The organism is [Clostridium] symbiosum (genome assembly GCA_036419695.1).
Classification (GTDB): Bacteria; Bacillota; Clostridia; order Lachnospirales; family Lachnospiraceae; genus Otoolea; species Otoolea symbiosa_A.
Genome location: CP143946.1, coordinates 1,790,843 through 1,809,257 on the forward strand (window position 1 = coordinate 1,790,843; position 18,415 = coordinate 1,809,257).

15 protein-coding genes are annotated in these 18,415 nt (G+C 50.9%); 11 read left to right on the plus strand and 4 right to left on the minus strand.

Features of this window, described 5'->3' with window-relative positions; genetic code table 11:
- Positions 1-6 precede the first annotated feature (6 nt).
- Together V3C10_08310 and V3C10_08315 are read left to right on the plus strand one after the other, a co-directional pair.
- The gene (locus V3C10_08310; GenBank protein ID WVP63788.1) at positions 7-1,332 is read left to right on the plus strand and encodes a sodium-dependent transporter; all 1,326 of its coding nucleotides are present in this window, start codon (positions 7-9) and stop codon (positions 1,330-1,332) included.
- 199 nt (positions 1,333-1,531) lie between these two features.
- Positions 1,532-2,023, plus strand: coding sequence for a DUF6465 family protein (locus tag V3C10_08315; protein WVP63789.1), 492 nt, complete (start codon positions 1,532-1,534; stop codon positions 2,021-2,023).
- 184 nt (positions 2,024-2,207) lie between these two features.
- On the opposite strand, the gene V3C10_08320 is transcribed toward V3C10_08315, so the two are convergent.
- Complete coding sequence (locus V3C10_08320; protein ID WVP63790.1) at positions 2,208-2,960, minus strand: MerR family transcriptional regulator; 753 nt, start codon at positions 2,958-2,960, stop codon at positions 2,208-2,210.
- Between the two features lie 888 nt (positions 2,961-3,848).
- Here V3C10_08320 and V3C10_08325 point away from each other — a divergent pair.
- The 3 genes from V3C10_08325 (at position 3,849) to V3C10_08335 (ending at position 8,020) form a co-directional block, all read left to right on the plus strand.
- The gene (locus V3C10_08325; GenBank protein ID WVP63791.1) at positions 3,849-5,261 is read left to right on the plus strand and encodes a YfcC family protein; all 1,413 of its coding nucleotides are present in this window, start codon (positions 3,849-3,851) and stop codon (positions 5,259-5,261) included.
- A 69-nt stretch (positions 5,262-5,330) separates the two neighbouring features.
- Complete coding sequence (locus tag V3C10_08330) at positions 5,331-6,479, plus strand: amidohydrolase family protein (protein WVP63792.1); 1,149 nt, start codon at positions 5,331-5,333, stop codon at positions 6,477-6,479.
- A 149-nt stretch (positions 6,480-6,628) separates the two neighbouring features.
- Complete coding sequence (locus V3C10_08335) at positions 6,629-8,020, plus strand: AbgT family transporter (protein WVP63793.1); 1,392 nt, start codon at positions 6,629-6,631, stop codon at positions 8,018-8,020.
- Between the two features lie 26 nt (positions 8,021-8,046).
- Here V3C10_08335 and V3C10_08340 read toward each other — a convergent pair whose 3' ends face one another.
- Positions 8,047-9,183 (minus strand): PucR family transcriptional regulator ligand-binding domain-containing protein, encoded by a 1,137-nt coding sequence (locus V3C10_08340; GenBank protein ID WVP63794.1) that lies wholly within the window; start codon positions 9,181-9,183, stop codon positions 8,047-8,049.
- Between the two features lie 249 nt (positions 9,184-9,432).
- Here V3C10_08340 and V3C10_08345 point away from each other — a divergent pair, with 249 nt between their 5' ends.
- The 4 genes from V3C10_08345 to V3C10_08360 are packed head-to-tail and all read left to right on the plus strand — an operon-like array spanning position 9,433 to position 14,689.
- Positions 9,433-10,521 (plus strand): DUF917 domain-containing protein, encoded by a 1,089-nt coding sequence (locus tag V3C10_08345; protein ID WVP63795.1) that lies wholly within the window; start codon positions 9,433-9,435, stop codon positions 10,519-10,521.
- Positions 10,522-10,535: 14 nt separating this feature from the next.
- Positions 10,536-11,909, plus strand: coding sequence for a cytosine permease (locus V3C10_08350; protein WVP63796.1), 1,374 nt, complete (start codon positions 10,536-10,538; stop codon positions 11,907-11,909).
- Positions 11,910-11,913: 4 nt separating this feature from the next.
- On the plus strand, positions 11,914-13,392 hold the full coding sequence (gene pepD, locus V3C10_08355; protein WVP63797.1) for a beta-Ala-His dipeptidase: 1,479 nt from the start codon (positions 11,914-11,916) through the stop codon (positions 13,390-13,392).
- Positions 13,382-14,689 carry an MFS transporter gene (locus tag V3C10_08360; protein WVP63798.1) on the plus strand — a complete coding sequence of 436 codons (1,308 nt, stop codon included), beginning with the start codon at positions 13,382-13,384 and terminating at the stop codon, positions 14,687-14,689. The genes pepD and V3C10_08360 overlap by 11 nt, the downstream gene beginning before the upstream one ends.
- A 72-nt stretch (positions 14,690-14,761) precedes the next feature.
- Here V3C10_08360 and V3C10_08365 read toward each other — a convergent pair whose 3' ends face one another.
- Positions 14,762-15,313, minus strand: a complete 552-nt coding sequence (locus V3C10_08365) for a hypothetical protein (GenBank protein ID WVP63799.1) — start codon at positions 15,311-15,313, stop codon at positions 14,762-14,764.
- Positions 15,314-15,649: 336 nt separating this feature from the next.
- On the opposite strand from V3C10_08365, the gene V3C10_08370 reads away from it, so the two are divergent.
- Entirely contained in the window at positions 15,650-17,035 is a 1,386-nt protein-coding gene (locus V3C10_08370; GenBank protein WVP63800.1) for an RsmF rRNA methyltransferase first C-terminal domain-containing protein, read from the plus strand.
- Here V3C10_08370 and V3C10_08375 read toward each other — a convergent pair.
- Positions 17,011-17,907: an RluA family pseudouridine synthase gene (locus V3C10_08375; GenBank protein ID WVP63801.1), complete on the minus strand. Its 897-nt coding sequence runs from the start codon at positions 17,905-17,907 to the stop codon at positions 17,011-17,013. The two genes, V3C10_08370 and V3C10_08375, sit on opposite strands and share 25 nt — an antisense overlap.
- 146 nt (positions 17,908-18,053) lie before the next feature.
- Between V3C10_08375 and V3C10_08380 the strand changes: the two genes are divergently transcribed.
- Positions 18,054-18,413 carry an Hpt domain-containing protein gene (locus V3C10_08380; protein ID WVP63802.1) on the plus strand — a complete coding sequence of 120 codons (360 nt, stop codon included), beginning with the start codon at positions 18,054-18,056 and terminating at the stop codon, positions 18,411-18,413.
- Positions 18,414-18,415 lie beyond the last annotated feature (2 nt).

Genomic DNA, 18,415 nt, shown 5'->3' on the forward strand with positions numbered 1-18,415 from the left:
CAATTTATGAATACGAGAAATCAATGGGCCAGCAAGCTCGGCTTTATCATGGCGACGGCAGGCGCGGCCATCGGCCTTGGAAATCTGTGGAAATTCCCCTATCTGATGGGGAGAAACGGCGGATTCCCATTCCTTGTCGCCTACCTGGCCTTTATTGTAATCCTGGGGCTGCCGGTCATGATGACGGAGATGTCCCTGGGCAGAAAGACGCGCCATGATCCGGTGCAGGCCTATGCCGATATCGATCCCCATGCCAGAATTGTAGGGATCTTCGGCACCCTGGCGGCGTTTATCATTTTAAGCTATTACAGCGTTATCGGAGGCTGGATTATCAAGTATATTATCAGCTACGGAACAACGCTTGCGGCTCCGGCCGATTTTACCGCGTTTATCAGTACCGAGGAGCCGGTTATCTGGCACTTTGTCTTTATGGCGATCACGACGGCAATTTGTTTCTTTGGCATCAGCGGCATTGAGAAGGCCAGCAAGTTTATGATGCCCCTGCTGTTTGTGCTTCTGCTCATCATCATTGTAAGAAGCGTGACGCTTCCGGGAGCATCGGAAGGCCTTAAATTTATCTTTTCCCCGGAGGGCTCCGGATTCAGTTTAAGTTCGGTCAGCGCCGCTCTGGGACAGGTTTTCTATTCCCTCAGCCTGTGTATGGGCATTACCATCACATACGGCAGTTATCTGAGCGAGAAAGAGAATATCCCGAGAAGCTGTCTTTCCGTTGCCGGCCTTGATACGGCGATTGCCATCCTGGCAGGAGTCGCCATCTTCCCGGCCGTATTTTCCTTCCATCTGGAACCGACGCAGGGCCCGGGACTGATCTTTGGAACGCTGCCGATGGTATTTGCCGAGATAAAAGGCGGCCCTCTGTTTGCTTTCCTGTTCTTTGCCCTCGTATTCTTCGCGGCGGTGACGAGTGCCATTGCCCTCTTGGAGGTGCCGGTATCCTTTGCAATCGACACACTGAAGTGGTCACGGCGCAAGGCGACCCTTGTGATAGGAAGCGCTATTTTCCTTCTGGGAATCCCCAGCGCGCTTTCCTTCGGAATGCTTGGGGACGTCACAATCCTGAAATACAGTGTCTTCGATTTTATCGGAGTGATTACGGATAACATCCTGCTTCCGCTGGGCGGACTGACGATGTGTTACTATGTGGGCTGGAAGTGGCATCCCGAGTATCTGATCAGTGAGATAGAGAGGGACGGCGTTCCATTCAGGCTGAAAAAGCTCTGGATTATCGCAATTCGTTTCATTACACCAATTTTGGTTGGTATTGTTACTTTAACAGGTTTCTGGCAGATTTATTTAGTCATATTTAAATAAAAACCAGGGCCGAAAACGCGTGAAATGACAAAAAAACCCAGGAACCGCAAGGCTTTTCCGGGACAAGCCTGTCGAATGCAGACTGCTGTAAGGTTGACAAAATACGAAAATGGGCTTATAATTCCCTCAATCGACAACAACAGATTAAAGCATCAGAGCAGTTGGGTTTTATCAGAGTTGATTTGAGGAGGAAAAGCAGATGGCAGCAACAAAGAAAACTGAGACAAAGGCAGCAGTTGTAAAAGAAACTGCAAAACCTGTGGCTGAAGTGAAGGCAGCAGCACCGGCAGTACCTGAGATGAAGGAAGAAGCTAAGAAAGAAGTTGAGAAGACTCCGGAAACGAAGGCGGAGGCACCAGAGAAAGAGGCTGCACCAAAGAAGGTAGCTGCACCGAAAAAGGAAGCCGCTCCGAAGAAAGAGGCTGCACCGAAGAAAGAAGCCACGGCTAAGAAGGCTCCGGCCAAGAAAGCCCCGGTAAAGAAGGAAGTAAAAACCGCTGTATACATACAGTACGCCGGAAAAGAGGCAGAGGTGGAGAAGCTTATCGCAGCAGCGAAGAAAGCATATGTAGCCGCAGGACATAAAGAGGCAGATATCAAAACGGTTGAAATTTATGTGAAACCGGAAGAGAATGCTGCTTACTATGTAATCAACGGCGAAGGCTCCGACGGATACAAAATTGTTTACTAATGGGATACCGATAGAATACCGACATAGATGGACTTGAATAGATGATAAGCGCCGTTTTGCATGATGCAGACGGCGCTTATTATTATTTTTCCATTGAGAGCGGCGGCCGGTACCCGGCCAGACTTTCTGCGGCCTCTGTTTCCGGGGAGCGGGGGGGTGTTCTGTGCCCGCAGCGGTCCGATTCTCAGTCCAGCAGTTCCACATAGGCCTTCAGATAGTCAATTCGTTTTTTCCCTATCGTCTCACTCAGGAGAAAATTGGCCAGAAGAATTCCTGTGTTATGTTTCTGCTGAAGGATTTCAAGCTTTTCGGAAATGTTGTTTCTATAGTTTTCAGAGGCAATTTCCTCTATCAGGAAGACGGCAAAGCGGCCGTCTTTTTCCTTTTGCCAGACCAGCTCGTCATCCTCCTCCGCTTCGGATACAATAATTCCCCTGATATCATTTTTATCGTGATCCGGGTCATGGGAATCCATGCAGCGGACATAGAGCGAAGGATTGCGGGTATACCGTATTAATTTATTGCGGTCACTGTACTCAAATCGGACAACCGTGTCAAAGGGAACGCTCTCGTACGTGTAATCCACTGTTTTTAAATCGTGGATGCTTTTAATATGTTCACTTTTTAAGCAGGCGGATTCATACATTGCCGTATACATTCTAATCTTTTCCTCCAGGGTTTCCCTGACGGAGGAGAGGACCTTATCATAATCTTCGAGGCCAAACTGATTAAACCGCCCCATCTGCCGTACCGGCATTCCAAGATTCCTGTAAAATGCGATCTCCGCGATATTCGTCAAATCCTTGACCGTGTACTGCCTGTAATTATTGTCGGCTTTCTCAACGCTGAAAATCCCCTTGTCCTGCCAGAAGCGCAGGGTGGATTCCGGGATGTCCAGGAGGCGTGAGACTTCGCCGATGGAGAGAAGTTTTTCCATAGAGGGGTCCTTTCTGTGTGTGGGGTGAAAAATTAGGACGCCGCCGGGACGGCCGGGGTTCGGGATGGTGAGAGGGGTGTGAGCCTTCAGTCCCGGTTTACAGGTTATTGCGGGTGGGGAATCAGGGCAGAAAAAGTTCCTGCGGGAAACGCTTGCGCTCTTTGGAGTACATAGTGGTACTAACCTCGGAAAGACCTCGGTAAGTACCAATGAACTCCCAGGTTCCCTCCGGAATCTTTTTCTCCCTTCTTCCCCACAGGAAGGTTATGACCGGGACTGAAGACGCAAAGGTTTTCGCCATCCCGAACCCCGGCCGTCCCGGCGGCTGACTGTCCTGATTTTTTTAGAAAGGGGTATTGTCTCAGCCACTACATGTTTCCGAAGGAAGTTTTATAAAGCCATCCTGAAGGTGACATGAAAAGCTTTGAAGGAACAGCCACCGAGTAGTGGCAGCGACCCTACCGGTGTCCTTGAAAGGAATCAGGAAAGTATAGAGTCTGCGAACCGGGTTGGGGTGGGCAGTAAATTACGCGGCTTCAGTTCCGGACATAGTCTGCCAGTGGGGGAGGAGGGAGAAAACTTTCCGAAGGGGACATTGAAGCCCGCCGGTGCTTAGCGAGGTCCCTCACGAGCTTAGCATCCGTTGTGCGCTTCACAAGCGGGAGCGGGTCCCCGGAGGAATTTTTTCTCCCGGAACCCCCGCCTCACCAATAATCTCCGCCCGGGACTGAAGACTCACCAACCTTCCACTCCCCACCCCAACCCCTCCCCCAGATTCGTCCTGATTTTTCAATTATACACCTTCCCCTATTGACATTCAAGTAACTTGAAGCTTTATAATTACAAATACAGAAATGTCGATTTTTGTAATTTTAGGAGGGATTCAGTATGAGTGAAACAACAGAAAAGAAGAAGTGGTTTGAACGGGTGAAGATGCCCCACACGTATGTTATACTGATAACGATACTTGTGATTATGACAATTCTCACCCATATCATTCCGGCCGGGCAGTATCAGAGGGTGGAGGATCCGGTCAGCGGGAAGATGATTGTAGTGCCGGGAAGTTTTGAGTTTGTGGATATTAAGGCCCCTGGATTCTTTGATATCTTCCTGTCCCTGCAGCGCGGTTATGTGGACGCTGCCAACATTATGTTCTTAATTATCTTTGCGTATGGCTTTGTGTATATGCTGGTTAAGAACGGAACCATGGATGCGGCCCTGGGCACGCTGGTGCGCCTTGTGGGCAAGAAGGTCCAGCTTATGATTCCGATTACGATGATTGTGCTCGGAGCATTAAGTTCGACGCTCGGTATCTTTGAGGAGGTATACGGACTGTTCCCGGTGTTTGTGGGAATTTCGGTGGCGCTGGGATATGATATTGTCGTTGGCGGAGCGATCGTGTGTCTGGGTGTTATCATCGGATATGCATCCGGTACGTTTAACCCGTATACGATCGGTATTGCCCAGGACGTTGCCGGTGTGGAGATGTTCTCGGGACTGGGGCTGCGCGTCGTAATCCTGGTTGTGTTTGAGCTGGCGGCGATTCTGTACATTATGAATTATGCACGTAAGGTGAAAGCGGATCCGACCAAATCCATCATGTATGGTGTGGAGAGTGAATTTGTCCAGAGAAAGAGCCTGGATGAACTGACAGGGGCAAAGATGAACACGAGACAGAAAATCTGTCTGCTCATTTTCTTTGCGACACTGGGCAGCCTTCTTTACGGTACGACACAGCTCGGCTGGTATATCGATGAGATTGCGGCCATGTTCCTGATGATGATGATCTTTGCGGGAATTGCGAGCGGGTATTCGGCAACCGATATCTGCAAGACATTTATCGAGTCCACGAAGGCCATGGTTTCTTCCATGCTGATCGTCGGATTTACAAGAGGCATCCTGCTTGTCATGAAGGACGGCATGATTTCCGATACAATTGTTTATTATCTGGTATCCTTACTCTCCGGTGCGAGCAAGTATGTATCCGCCTACGGTATGCTTTTCCTTCAGAATATCATCAAGTTCTTTATCACGGGTTCATCCAGCCAGGCTACCATCACGATGCCGATTATGGCTCCTACGGCCGAGCTGATTGGCCTGAGCAAACAGATTGCGGTTCTGGCTTACCAGTTCGGCAACGGTTTTGCCGATATGTTCTGGCCGACATCCTGTGCCCTTTACTGCGGTCTTATGGGTGTTCCACTTAATAAATGGTATAAGTTCATCACGCCGTTCTTTGGAATCGTGCTGATACTGGAAGTTATTTTTATGACGGTTGCAGTTGCCATTGGTTATTGTTAATGCCGGTGCAAGGCACGCCGGAAGGTTTTAGATTGAAGAATACATGAATCAGAAAGTGCGGGGTACGATATGATTATTAAAAACGGACAGGTTCTGCTTTTTGAAGAGGGCGGATTTGTAAAAAGAGATATCCTTGTGAAAGACGGAAAGATTGTTAAAATAGCGGAATCGATCGCGGAAGCGGAGGCCGTGGAAGACGGCGGGGAAGTAATTGACGCCGGGGGCAGGTTCATCACCCCAGGAATGATTGACGCCCACAGCCATATCTGCATCAGCGAGGAGGGGATGGGAGCCATCGCCGATGACTGCAACGATTACAGCGAAGCCGTAATGCCTTATCTGGAGACCATTGACGGCATTAACCCCTTTGATCTGGCGGTGGATACGGCGGTGAGGGCCGGTGTGACCTGCGCCTGTGTCTGCCCGGGAAGCGACAGCGTGGTGGGCGGCATATGCAGCGCCATCCAGCTTAAGGGAAATGTGGCGGAAGACATGGTGCTGCAGAGAAAAGCGGCCGTTAAGTGCAGCTTCGGCGAAAATCCCAAGAGGGCCGGATACGGCTTTAAGACCAGGATGGGCAATGCCTACCTGCTGAGAAAATGTATTGAGGATGCCATTGATTACAAGCACAGAAAGGAAGAGGCGGAAAAAGCGGGAAATTATTTCAGGACCGACATCGGAATGGAAAATATGCTTTTGCTTCTGGATAAGAAGATACCCCTCCATGCCCATGTACACAGGGCCGACGATGTATGCACGGCAATCAGGATTGCAAAGGAATATGATTTAAAACTGGTTATTGTCCACTGCACGGACGGAATTTCCATCGTGGATTACCTTGCAAAACATGATTATCCGGTTATTCTCGGACCGACGATGTATCCACGTTCCAAACTTGAGAGCATGAGCCGCAGCTTTGAGACGGCGGGAGTGTTAAGCAAGGCGGGAATTAAGATCTGCATCACGGCGGATCATGACGTGACGCCGATTTATTACCTTTCCGTGTATGCCGCACAGTCGGTGCGCGCCGGACTCGACGAGCTGGAAGGATTAAAGGCCGTTACAAAAAATCCTGCGGAGGTCCTGGGAATCGACGACAGAAAGGGAGAACTGGCCGTGGGGCGTGACGCCGATATTGTGATCTGGTCGAAACATCCGTTTGATTATGATACAAAGGTGGAAAAAGTCTACATGGAAGGCCGGGATATGACGGAATAGGAAAATATGATATAGGATTTATTATAATTGTTCAGAAGGCAGTATTCCGGAAAACGATAACTGTGAAGGTGATGAACCGTTATAATTAAATGACATAACCCGGGGATTTTTCCCCGGGATTTCTGGCATAAAGTAATGGGGGATGAAAAATGGGAAAAATAAAAAATAAAGTACAGAATATCAAGATGCCGCACACCTATGTAATTCTTACGGTTATTCTTCTGGCTGTGGTGGCTCTCACCTATCTGGTCCCTGCGGGGGAGTATGACAGGATTCTCGATCCTGTGAGCAATAAAATGATTGTCATTCCGGAGTCCTTTCATTTTACCGAGGGAGTGAGGCCGGGATTTTTCGATGTATTCCTGGCTCTTCAGAGAGGATATGTCAGCGCCGCGAATATCCTTTTTCTGATTATCTTTGCCTACGGTTATGTCTATGTGCTGATTGACAACGGGACGCTTAACAGCCTGATTAACTGTATGCTTTCTTCCATGGGCAGAAGGACTTACCTGATTATCCCGGTGAGTATGTTTGCCTTCGGCGTGCTCGGCTCCACAATGGGAATCTTTGAGGAACTGTATGGAATGGTTCCCGTTTTCGTCGGAATTGCGGTGGCTCTTGGATACGATGTGATCGTGGGAGGAGCCATCGTATTTGTCGGCGTGGCCACCGGGTTTGCGGCCGCGACAACGAATCCGTTTTCCATCGGTATCGCCCAGAGCATTGCCGGTGTGCCGATGTTCTCCGGGCTGGCCTACCACGCCGTCATTTTCCTGGTTTTTCAGACGGTGGCAATTATCTATGTTATGTGGTACGCAAAGAGGGTAAAGGCAAATCCGGAAAAATCGGTGCTGTTTGGTGAAAAACTGGAAACGCTGCCGGTCCATAAGGTGACGGAGGAAAAGATGACCTTAAGGCAGAAACTCTGCCTTGGGCTTTTTGTGTTTACGATAGGATTTCTGCTCTATGGTACCATGAAGCTGGGATGGTATATTGATGAGATAGCGGCGATGTTTCTGATGATGATGATTATCACCGGTGTTGTGGGCGGGTACGGCGCGACAAAGATCTGTAAGACTTTTATTACATCCACGCAGAGTATGGTGTCGTCCATGCTGGTCGTGGGCTTTACCCGCGGCATTCTTCTGACCATGCAGGACGCGATGATATCCGACACGGTAGTTTACTACCTGTCCCAGATGTTGAACGGCTGCAGCCAGTACATTTCCGCAGTCGGCATGCTGATCATCCAGAACGTGATCAATTTCTTCATTACGGGCTCTTCCAGCCAGGCTACCATTACGATGCCGATTATGGCTCCGGTTGCCGATATCGTGGGACTGAGCCGTCAGACGGCCGTTCTGGCCTACTGCTTTGGGGACGGATTCTCGGATATGTTCTGGCCCACGGCCTGTGCGCTGGAATGCGGTCTCATGGGTGTGCCGCTCAATAAATGGTATAAATTTATGACGCCTCTGTTCTGCATCATGATGGCGCTGCAGGTGATATTTATGCTGATATCCGTGGCGCTGTCCGTGTAGGCGGACAGTGCAGAGGATATCAGGGATTATAAAAGTTTTTCCGCTTTCAGCGCCAGTGAGACGCGTTCGATAAATACATAAGGTTCTTCCAGAAGCCCGAGAATTGTCCGGGCTTTTGTTATGCGGAAACGCACCGTGTTTTCGTGGGTGTTTAACCGTTCGGCCGTCTTTTTGATATTGCCGTTTGTTTCAAGAAATGTGGAGACGGTCTTTACAAGCTCAATGCCGTGCCTGGCTTCATAGTCCCTGAGAGGCCCCAGGGTTTCCCGGCAGAAAATGCGGAGGGAGTCGTGGTTTCTCATGGGCAGGAGCAGGTTATAAACCGAGACATCGTCGTTCCATGTAATCCGGTTTTCCGTAATCCGGCTGATTTCGTGGGCGGAACAGGCCTCTTTCAGCGCCCGGACAAAGCCGCCCGCGTCCTCAAAACGGCCGCTTATTCCAACAAAGAAGCCATCGCCGTACCGGGAAAAGAGCCGGAGGAGGGAGTCCGCGGAAGGTGGGCTGCCGGCAGCGTTTTCTGTTTTCATGATCACAAAACCGCCTTTCTGGTAGCGCAGGAAAGGAAGGCCGTATTGGGTATCCAGGTCATTTTTCAGCAGACGGAACCGCATGGGGGCCAGCGACGGAAAGGTGACGTAAAGGCACCGGTATCCGGGCGGCAGTTCCGGGACCAGATACTGGATCAGCTCGCTGCATTCCGCGGCCGAGAGGTTGTCGTAAAGAAGGCGGTTGAGCTTGTTCTCGGAATGGAGGTCCAGCTGTTCGGTCAGGATTAGTTCGGAAATATCCTTAATCAGCCTGCCGTAGGGAATATCGTTGTCAATCATGATGATGGGATAGCGGTTTTGATTGGCGAGGCGGATAACCCGCTCCGGCAGCTCCCGGACGCGGTAACGCACGCCGATGCAGCAGGAACTTCCGGTCTGGATATAAAATCGGATGATATTATAAATCTGTTCTTCATAATTTCCGTCTGTATAAAAACTGTGGATATACAAATCCCCCTGGGATACCAGGGCATAACCGGGGTCCTCCGGATCCAGCGGGGAGTCGGTGAAATTGACGCGCATAACCTCCCGGTTCAGCCCTGCCGCGCCGCATGCCAGTTCCGCATTCTTTAAAATCTCAAGCTTCAAGATATCATTTACCGTTATTCCCATAAAAGTGTCCTTTCAAATGTCATATCGGTTGTTAGATTCCTTTAAATCAAAAAATCGGTTGTCCTGTAGTCATTATGGAACAGGGGGGAATCCATGTCAAGAAAAGGGTTGTAAATATTACAAAATAAATGCTTGTTTTTTGTACTTTATCATGATGAACCGTCAGAGCGCAGACAGTACAATAGAATTATGAAAACAGTGCAGCGGTACATTGGAGTATCGGCAGAGAGACAGGAGAGGAGAAAGAAAATGAGGAAACTGGGGTTACAGGAATTGAAGGATATTATGACGGGATGCGCGATTATGGGAACGGGCGGGGGCGGCTCCCTGGCGGAAGGCATGGGCGCGGTGGAGCGTGAATGGAACAGGGGCCATGAGTTCAAGCTGCTGGAGTTCGATGAAATAGAGGACGAATCATATTATGCAAGTCCGTATTACTGCGGCTGCATGGTACCGGAGGAACAGGAGGCGGAGGAAGACCTGTTTGACGGAAGTGATATCGCCCTTTCCGTGGAAGCGCTTGAAAACTATATGGAAACGAGTTTCCATGGCCTTGTATCCATCGAATACGGGGCGGGGAATACGGGTGAGGTCATGGCGATGGCCGCGAAGACAGGCAAGTTCATCGTGGATGCCGATGCGGCGGGCAGAGCGGTGCCGGAACTGCAGTTTTCGACCTACTATGTGACGGGACAGCCCATCACACCCCTGGCGGTGGGGACAATTTACGGCGACGTAGCAATCATTCCCGTTGTGCGTGAGGATGCCAGGGCGGAAGCCCTCACCCGCTTTATGGCGGTGGCGACAAACGGGGCGGTCGGCATGACGGATCATCCGATGAAGGGAAGGGAGCTTCGAAAATCGGTAATCCCGGGGGCCCTGTCAAAAGCCTGTCTGGTCGGCCAGGCGAGAAGGCTGGCGGAGGAGAGAGGGGAAGATCCGATCGAAGCCGTCCTGAAGGCAGCCGGCGGCAGACTTTTATTTACCGGGCGCGCCTCCGCTCAGACGGACTGGGAGAACCGGGACGGTTTTACTTACGGCAATATCTGGCTGGACGGAACCGGGGTCGATGCGGGAAGCAGCGCCAGAGTCTGGTATAAGAATGAAAACATGATGATGTGGGTGGACGGGAAACTGCGCCTGACCTGCCCGGATCTCATCTGTGTGCTGGAGCAGAAGACGGGGATGCCCGTCACAAACCCCAACTGCAAGGAGGGAATGGAGCTATGCGTCCTGGGATTCCCCTGCCATGAGCTCTGGAGAACGGAGAGGGCGCTGGAAATCCTGAATCCGAGGTTCTTTGGATTTGACGAGGACTGTGTATTCCTGGAGCGGTAAAAGGAGGGGATGAGATGGAGAAAAGGCCGGAAACAGGGAATTCCCTGGAGGAAAAATATAATGATTATGAGAAGACGCCGGTTCCCGCTGAAGCCAGAAAAACATGGCTGGAACAGGGAATGGTGTGGCTGGGGGAAGGTTTTGGCCTGAGCGGCCTGGCCGTCGGAGGCGTGCTGGCCGACGGCCTGCCTTTCCGGGAAATGTGCATCGTTTGTGTTGCTGGAGCGTTTATTGTGTTTCTTCTTGCCACCACCTGCGCACTGGTGAGCGCCCACACCCATCTGGCCACTTCATTTAACTGCCGGAGGGCTTTTGGAGTCGGAGGCGCCAAACTGATTGGCGTGATCTTCTGTTTCTGCAATTTCGGCTGGTATGCATTTCAGGCGGATTTATTCGGAAATACGATATCCTCGGTGGTGGAACAGCTGGGAGGGCCGGAGATTGCCCCGGTACTGTTTACCGTGCTCGGAGGCCTGGCCATGTCGACGACCGCCATCTTCGGTTTTAAGGCCATCAAACGACTGAGTGAAATCGGCCTTCCTCTCCTGTTCATCCTCTGCATTGCGGCCGTCCTTAAGACGGGGCGGCTGATACCGTTTGAAGAGATTGTGAGCGCCGGGCCGGTTGGAAACCGGATCAGCATTTCCGCGGGGATCTCGATTGTGGTTGGCTCTTTTGCCGTCGGCATTGCCATGATGGGAGATTTCAGCCGTTTCTGCAAATCGGGGAAAGACTGTGCCATTGGAATCAGCCTTGGCTATTTCTGGGGATATATCCCGGTCATGATGTGCGGAGCCTTTTTTACCTACGCATTCCGGAACTGGAATGTGGTGGAGGTCATGATCGTGTCCCTCGGCATGGGCGTGTTTGGGGCCGTGGTGCTGGTGCTCGGCCAGTGGACGACCAATGACAATAATCTCTATGGGAGCGTCCTTGGGCTGATGAACACACTGGACGGGGTATCGCGTATCCCGAGGATGAGGCTGACCCTGATTCTGGGAGCGGTCAGCACGGCCATTGCGGCGCTTGGCGTATACCGGTATTTTGTGGATTTCTTATCAGTACTCGGCGTATTCATCACTCCCATCACGGGGATACTGATCGCCGATTTCTATATCTGCAACAGGAAAAGTTATGATGAAGAGATAGGTTCTGTGAAATATGCCGTTAAATGGGATGCCCTGGCCGCCTGGGCCGCCGCTTCGGCCGTGGGGCTTGCAATGACGGAACGGCCGGTGGGACTGGGCCTTTATTCCAGACTTGGGGATGTGGTCCCGGTGCCCGTCGTGTGCATTGCCGTCGCCATGCTTATCTATACTGCGGCCCAGAGTTACGGCTCAAAACTAAAATGCGGTGCGGCAGAATGTAAAAAAGAAGGAGAAGAGTGATAGAATGGGAGGAAGAAAGAATCAAGAAGATGCAGAACGTGTCCTTGCCTGTTTCAGGGAGATAGCGGAAATTCCAAGGCCGTCCTATGAAGAAGAGAAGATTGCCGATTACCTGGAAGCGCAGGGGAGGAGACTGGGGCTTGGCGTATTCCGGGACGGACACAATAATGTGATACTGAGACAGGAGAAAAAAGAAACCGGCTGTCCTTCCGTCATTTTGCAGGCCCATACGGATATGGTCTGGGAAACGGAAAACACGCAGACGGCGGGAGAAAAGATTCCGCACGGGATTCACGAGGAGGGCGGCTATATAAAGGCATCGGGAACGACGCTGGGAGCCGACAACGGAATCGGAGTGGCGCTGATTCTTGCACTGTTAAATAAGGGAGGTGATTATCCTCCCCTGGAAGCTGTTTTTACATCCAACGAGGAAGAGACGATGGGAGGCGCCGAGGCGCTGAACGGTGAGGTTCTGAGCGGAGAATGGCTGATTAACCTGGACAGTGAGAAGGAGGGTGTTTTTACAATCGGAGCGGCGGGTGGAATCTCCGTCCTGCTCGAATTTCCCGTGATGGAAGAAAAGGCAGGGAAAAGAGAAGCCGTAACAGTCGCCGTCCGGGGCGGTAAGGGCGGCCATTCCGGCCTGGAAATTGGGGAGAGGAGGGAAAACGCCATCTGCCTGCTCGTCCGGTTTCTCCGATCACTGGATGAAGCCGTGTGGGAACTTTCCGCCCTGGAAGGCGGCAGCCGTTCCAATGCGATTCCTTCGGAGGCTTCAGCGGTGATTCTGGCTGAAAATGCCGCTTTCATAGAAAAACAGGCCGCCCTTTTTATGGAGCAGCGCTGTAATGAATGGAGCGATGAGGAAAAAGAACTCATTCTGACCGTGGAAAAGAATGGGGATGTGAAAGAGGGAAACGTATATGCTCCTTCGTGCAGGGAAGAGCTTCTTTTCCTGATGGAAAATCTGCCCCACGGGGTGAAAAGCAGGACGGAGGAGTTCATCTGTTCCTCCGTGAATCTGGCCTCCGTAAGGGAGAGCAGCGGACAAAAGAGGATGCTGACGATAGAACTCAGCCTTCGATCCTCCTATGAGTCCTGGTACAGGGACGAGGCAGAACGCATCTGCCGGCTGGGAAACCGCTTTGGAGCAGGGACTGTAATCAAAGATGAATATCCTGCCTGGTCTTATAAAAAGGAGTCAAAGCTTACGGAAGTTCTCCGTGAGGCCTACTCGGAACGTTTTGGCCGTGAGCCGGTTCTGGAAAATGTCCACGCGGGGGTGGAGTGTGGTATAATCATGAAAAACTGCCCATCCGTGAAAGAAGCGGTTTCCATCGGCCCGACGATTACTGGGGCGCACACGGTAAACGAGGCAGTGGAGGCGGCCTCTGTGGGAAAGGTATTCAGACTTTTGGATGCAGCCCTTACAAAAATAAATCAAATGGAGCCGGACAGGGAGGAAGACGGAAATGAACGGTAAATTAAGAAAATATCTGCTTATTATTACATTGGGGCTGGCGGGCGGTTCTATTTACTTCCTGCCCTATATCAAATATGTTTTTTATGATGCCCATATAGCCTGCATGAACATTACCAACACGCAGTCGGGATATCTTATGACCATGTACACAATCGGAAATGTGATCCTGTATCTGCCGGGCGGGATACTGGCCGACCGGATTTCACCGAGAAAAGCATTGTCCTGGTCCTGCCTCGGGACTTCGGCGTTCGTATTTTTGTACCTCTTCACGATGAAAAATTTTGTCATTTCCATGATTATCTGGATGGGACTTGCGTTCAGCACGGGCTTTGTCGTATGGGCGGCGCTTCTTAAGACGGTGAGAATCATCGGAACCGAGGAAGAACAGGGATTTTTGTACGGCCTTTACTACGCATGCAACGGCATCGCGGCTGCGGCCGTGAATGCCGCAGCCGTCCTCGTCTACAAGACGGGGGCCGACATGGAAAGCGGCTTCTTCCGCGCCTGCGTATTCGGCGGCATTGTTCCCATTATCGTGGCGGCGCTTCTGCTGATCCTTCTCAGGGAAGAGGACGGAAAAGCGGGGGCTGACGACGGTGAACCGAAATTCCGGATGGCAGATGTGGGAAAACTGCTTAAAAATCCGGTGGTCTGGGTTATCTCGGCGATCATGTTCTGCGGCTACGGCTTTTATATGAGTACATCGTATTTCAATCCGTATCTGACGGAGGTGGTGGGGATTTCCATGGTGGATTCCGGACTTCTCTCGGCGGTGAGAACCTACCTTCTTCTGCTTCTTGCCCCGGTCGGCGGCCTGATTGCGGATAAGTGCTTTAAGTCCACAAGCAAATGGCTCTGCACCGCATTTACGCTTACGGCGGTTTTGTTTGGAATCGTACTCGTCCTTCCGAAGGGGATGAATGCCGGGCTTGCCAGCTTTTATACGCTGATACCGGGAGCCGTCGTCATGATGACCTACGGCGTCATCTCCTCGGTCGTCGCAGAGGTGGGAATCCCGAAGACAATGACCGGCACGGTGATTGGGATTATATCGATTATCGGATATCTGCCCGACGCCGTATATTCGGTTCTGTTCGGGGCCTGGCTGGACCGTTACCAGGGAGGAGGTTATCCGCTGATATTTGGTTTTCTCGCTGCAACGGGACTTCTTGCCGCGGCCATGGCTTTCTATGTATACCGGCACGGAGTGAAGTGTAATACCAGGATTCCGTCCAAAGCGGCCAAAAGCGCGGTAAGTACTGTTGGCCGGGAGATTGCAAATGATCTGGGCAAATAGCCCGTCAGAAGCTTTAGCAAACGCCCGGGAGGCAATATCGGTTCCCGGTTCTGCCGCGGCATATCGGATATCCTATTTGGAAAACAGCCGGAGATAGGCGCGGATCAGAAGACAGCAGGCCAGCACAAACCAGATTTCCATCGCCGTATTGATAATTCCCGATAAAATCAGGGAAGAGATGCAGAATGCGGCGGTGGAAATCAGAAGAAAAAGGCAGGGACGTCCTTTTTCCGGCTCCAGGAAGTAGAGCTTAAGCGCCAGAATCAGAAGGCAGAAAAAAAGTACGACCGTGGAAATAATAGCGGTAATTACATGGATAAAAGATAAAAAAGGAAACCGTGCGGGCAGGTACGGCGTGATGACAAAAAGAAGCATCATGCCGGCGGAGAGAAAGAGCAGCAGGGTTTCTTTTTTCGTGGAAAAATACTGTCCTGCCTTCAAAAGAATCAGCCGCAGCGAAAAAAAGAAGTAAGTTCCGGTTATAATACTCCACAGAAGAAATTCCCCCTGTCTCGACAGCGCGGTGCGGATAGAAGAAAAATTGGTTGAAAAATAACCGGTCCCTCGGGCCAGGAAAAAAGTTAAAAAAGGAATAAGAATATAAGAAAAAAAGGCTGAAACCATGATGCCACCTCCGACTGCAGATTACGCTTGAGATAGTATCTCCATTGCCGTGCGGCATATGTATAGGGAAATCCAGAGAAAAAATTCCTGCGGGTACTCACCTTCACCAGTGAAGCCCCCCGACCGTCCCGGCGGCGTTCTCCTTCTTCAACATCCCTCAACAAAAGTTGTAAGAACGAAAAGATTATGGTAGAATAATTCAATTGAAAAAATCAGTACAGGAATGGAATCGGGCGGGCTGCGCCTGCAAAATGACCGGTACGGACTCAGAAGGCCGGAACCTGATCATGAGATCGGACAGTGCAGTCTCAGGCCGGAAAAAAGGAGAGAGATACTATGGAGCTGCCATCGGCATTTAAAGAGCGGATGAAAGATATGCTGAAAGAAGAGTACAATGATTTTATAGAGAGCTATGACAGGGAGCGTTCCCAGGGGCTCAGGCTGAATCTGCTTAAAACGGGACGTGAGGAATTTATGGAAAAATTTCCGTATACCCTGGAGCCGGTTCCGTGGGCCAGGGACGGTTTTTATTACAACAGCGCCGACCGGCCGGGGCGCCATCCGTTTCACGAGGCAGGGGTATATTATATCCAGGAGCCCAGCGCGATGGCGGTGGTCACATTTTTAGATCCCAGGCCAGGGGACAGGGTACTGGATCTCTGTGCCGCGCCGGGAGGTAAGACGACCCAGATAGCATCCGCGCTGCAGGGACGGGGATTTCTGCTGACGAATGAGATTCATCCGGCCAGGGCAAAGATCCTCTCACAGAACGTGGAGCGGATGGGAGTCAGGAATGGCGTTGTGACAAATGAGGAATCAGGCCGTCTGGCCGAATATTTCCCGGAGTATTTTGACCGGATTGTGGTTGACGCGCCCTGTTCCGGGGAGGGGATGTTCCGCAAGGACGAGGAAGCAGTCAGGGAGTGGAGTCCCGGGAACGTGGAACGCTGCGCTGTGCGCCAGCAGGAAATTCTTTACAATGCGGCCCGGATGCTGAAACCCGGAGGAAGGCTTGTCTACTCCACCTGCACCTTTGCGCCCATGGAAAATGAGATGACGATCGAAGCATTTATAGAAAGCCATCCTGAATTCGCAATAGAGAAAACGGAAGATTATGAAGGCCTTTCCAAAGGAGTGAAGGAGTGGGGAAACAAAACTGTCGAAGGGATTGAAAATACGGTCCGGATCTGGCCGCAAAGAACGGAAGGGGAAGGCCATTATATCGCCGTTCTCAGGAAAGACGGGACAGAGCGGGATATAAAGAGGAAATGGCCCGCCTATATCAAGGACAGGAAAGTGCTTAAAGACTATTTTGAATTTTGCCGCAGCAGTTTAACGGAGCCGGGCCAATGGACGGACAGAAAAAATTTAATTCTCTTTGGGGAGCAGCTTTACCTGATACCGGAAGAAATGCCCGATTTGGACAAGCTGAAGGTGGTAAGGCCAGGACTTCATCTGGGAAGTTTTAAGAAGAACAGGTTTGAGCCGTCCCATGCACTGGCACTGGCACTTAAAAAAGAGGAAGTGGGCCTGTGCCGTGATTACCCTGCTGATTCGCCGGAAACGGCCGCCTACTTGAAGGGGGAGGCAATCGCCGATGAGCACGGGCAGCCGGGGGATAAGGGCTGGACTTTAATGAATGTGGAAGGATATTCTCTCGGCTGGGCTAAACTTGCCGGTGGAATACTTAAAAACCACTATCCCAAGGGACTCAGAAAGTGAAAATCCTCAGGCAGGGGGGCGGAGAATTCCATAGGTGCACCCGTGACGGGGTGAGTGAATGAGAGGCGGCAGGAGTGAAGCGACTGCCGCTTTATAAAACGGTAATCGGGATTGTAGAGAAAATCGCCCAGCAGCGGATGGCCGATATATTTCATATGGACCCGGATCTGGTGCGTCCGTCCCGTGTCCAGGGTGAGCAGAAGCAGGGAACAGTCCTTTTCCTCATCATAGGCGAGGCGGCGGTAGTGGGTGCATGCGTACTCTCCCCGTTCCGGATCCACGCAGCGCTCAATCGTGGAGCCATCCACCCTGGCGATGGGCTGGCAGACCGTTCCTTCTTCTTCGGTCAGGCCGGAGACAACCGCCATATATTCACGGTGTATTGTTTTCCGGGAAACCATGGAGGAGAGGACGGCTCCGCTCAGCATATTCTTTGCGATCAGCAGCAGGCCCGTCGTGTCGCGGTCCAGGCGGTTGACGGCGCGGAAAACAAAGGCCTCTTTTTTTTCCGTAAAGTACCAGGCAAGGCCGTTGGCGAGGGTATTGTCGTAATGGCCCTGGGAAGGATGGACCGGAACCCCGGCCGCCTTATTGATCACCATCATATCTTCATCTTCATATACAATATCAATGTCCATGGGAACCGGTACGATATTTTCCGATGAAACGTCTTCTGAAAGCAGAATGGACAGCACATCGCCCGGGCTTATGATTCTGGTCGTGTAGGCCAGGGAACCGTTCAGCGTAATACCCAGTTCCGTCTTCCTGAGGTGTATGATTACTTTACGTGAAAATCCATGTTCTTTTAAAAATGTTTCAATTGATTTTCCACAGTCCTGTTCTGTAATTTGATAACAAATTTTCTTTTCCATGCAGGTAATTGTAGCAAAAAAGAGAGCCGTTTACAAGCGGGGAGAAAAGATAAAATTCATTGCAAATTATATTTATATTTGCTACAATTAAGAGTGAGAAATGACAGAAAGTATTTGAATATGTTAGTCGGAAAGGCAGATAATCAATGAATATAAAAGATGTGTATACGGAACTCGGGGAAGATACGGAACTTGTCCTTGCCAGATTTGGAGGAAACGCATCTCTTCTGGAGCGTTTTGTCAGAAAGTTTGAGGATGATCCGACCTATGGTAATCTTATGAAGAGCCTGGAGGATAAGGATTATCCTGAGATTGAGAGAGGCGCGCATACTCTGAAAGGAGTGGCGGCGAATCTGGGTTTGAACAGACTCAGCAAAGCAGCGGCTGCAATTGTGGGGGCGGTCAGGGAAGATAAAATTGATAAAATTCCGGAGTTTTCCGAAGCAATGTCTGCAGAATACGGGAACGTGATGAAATGTATAGCCGGACTGGATACCAGTGTATAATC

Excerpts from the sequence above, each read along its gene's own strand:
- V3C10_08360 (WVP63798.1), top strand. The coding sequence starts at position 13,382 with ATGAACGGTAAATTAAGAAAATATCTGCTTATTATTACATTGGGGCTG.
- V3C10_08315 (WVP63789.1), top strand. The coding sequence starts at position 1,532 with ATGGCAGCAACAAAGAAAACTGAGACAAAGGCAGCAGTTGTAAAAGAA.
- V3C10_08325 (WVP63791.1), top strand. The coding sequence starts at position 3,849 with ATGAGTGAAACAACAGAAAAGAAGAAGTGGTTTGAACGGGTGAAGATG.
- V3C10_08330 (WVP63792.1), top strand. The coding sequence starts at position 5,331 with ATGATTATTAAAAACGGACAGGTTCTGCTTTTTGAAGAGGGCGGATTT.
- V3C10_08350 (WVP63796.1), top strand. The coding sequence starts at position 10,536 with ATGGAGAAAAGGCCGGAAACAGGGAATTCCCTGGAGGAAAAATATAAT.
- V3C10_08345 (WVP63795.1), top strand. The coding sequence starts at position 9,433 with ATGAGGAAACTGGGGTTACAGGAATTGAAGGATATTATGACGGGATGC.
- pepD (WVP63797.1), top strand. The coding sequence starts at position 11,914 with ATGGGAGGAAGAAAGAATCAAGAAGATGCAGAACGTGTCCTTGCCTGT.
- V3C10_08340 (WVP63794.1), bottom strand. The coding sequence starts at position 9,183 with ATGGGAATAACGGTAAATGATATCTTGAAGCTTGAGATTTTAAAGAAT.
- V3C10_08335 (WVP63793.1), top strand. The coding sequence starts at position 6,629 with ATGGGAAAAATAAAAAATAAAGTACAGAATATCAAGATGCCGCACACC.
- V3C10_08320 (WVP63790.1), bottom strand. The coding sequence starts at position 2,960 with ATGGAAAAACTTCTCTCCATCGGCGAAGTCTCACGCCTCCTGGACATC.
- V3C10_08365 (WVP63799.1), bottom strand. The coding sequence starts at position 15,313 with ATGGTTTCAGCCTTTTTTTCTTATATTCTTATTCCTTTTTTAACTTTT.
- V3C10_08310 (WVP63788.1), top strand. The coding sequence starts at position 7 with ATGAATACGAGAAATCAATGGGCCAGCAAGCTCGGCTTTATCATGGCG.
- V3C10_08375 (WVP63801.1), bottom strand. The coding sequence starts at position 17,907 with ATGGAAAAGAAAATTTGTTATCAAATTACAGAACAGGACTGTGGAAAA.
- V3C10_08370 (WVP63800.1), top strand. The coding sequence starts at position 15,650 with ATGGAGCTGCCATCGGCATTTAAAGAGCGGATGAAAGATATGCTGAAA.
- V3C10_08380 (WVP63802.1), top strand. The coding sequence starts at position 18,054 with ATGAATATAAAAGATGTGTATACGGAACTCGGGGAAGATACGGAACTT.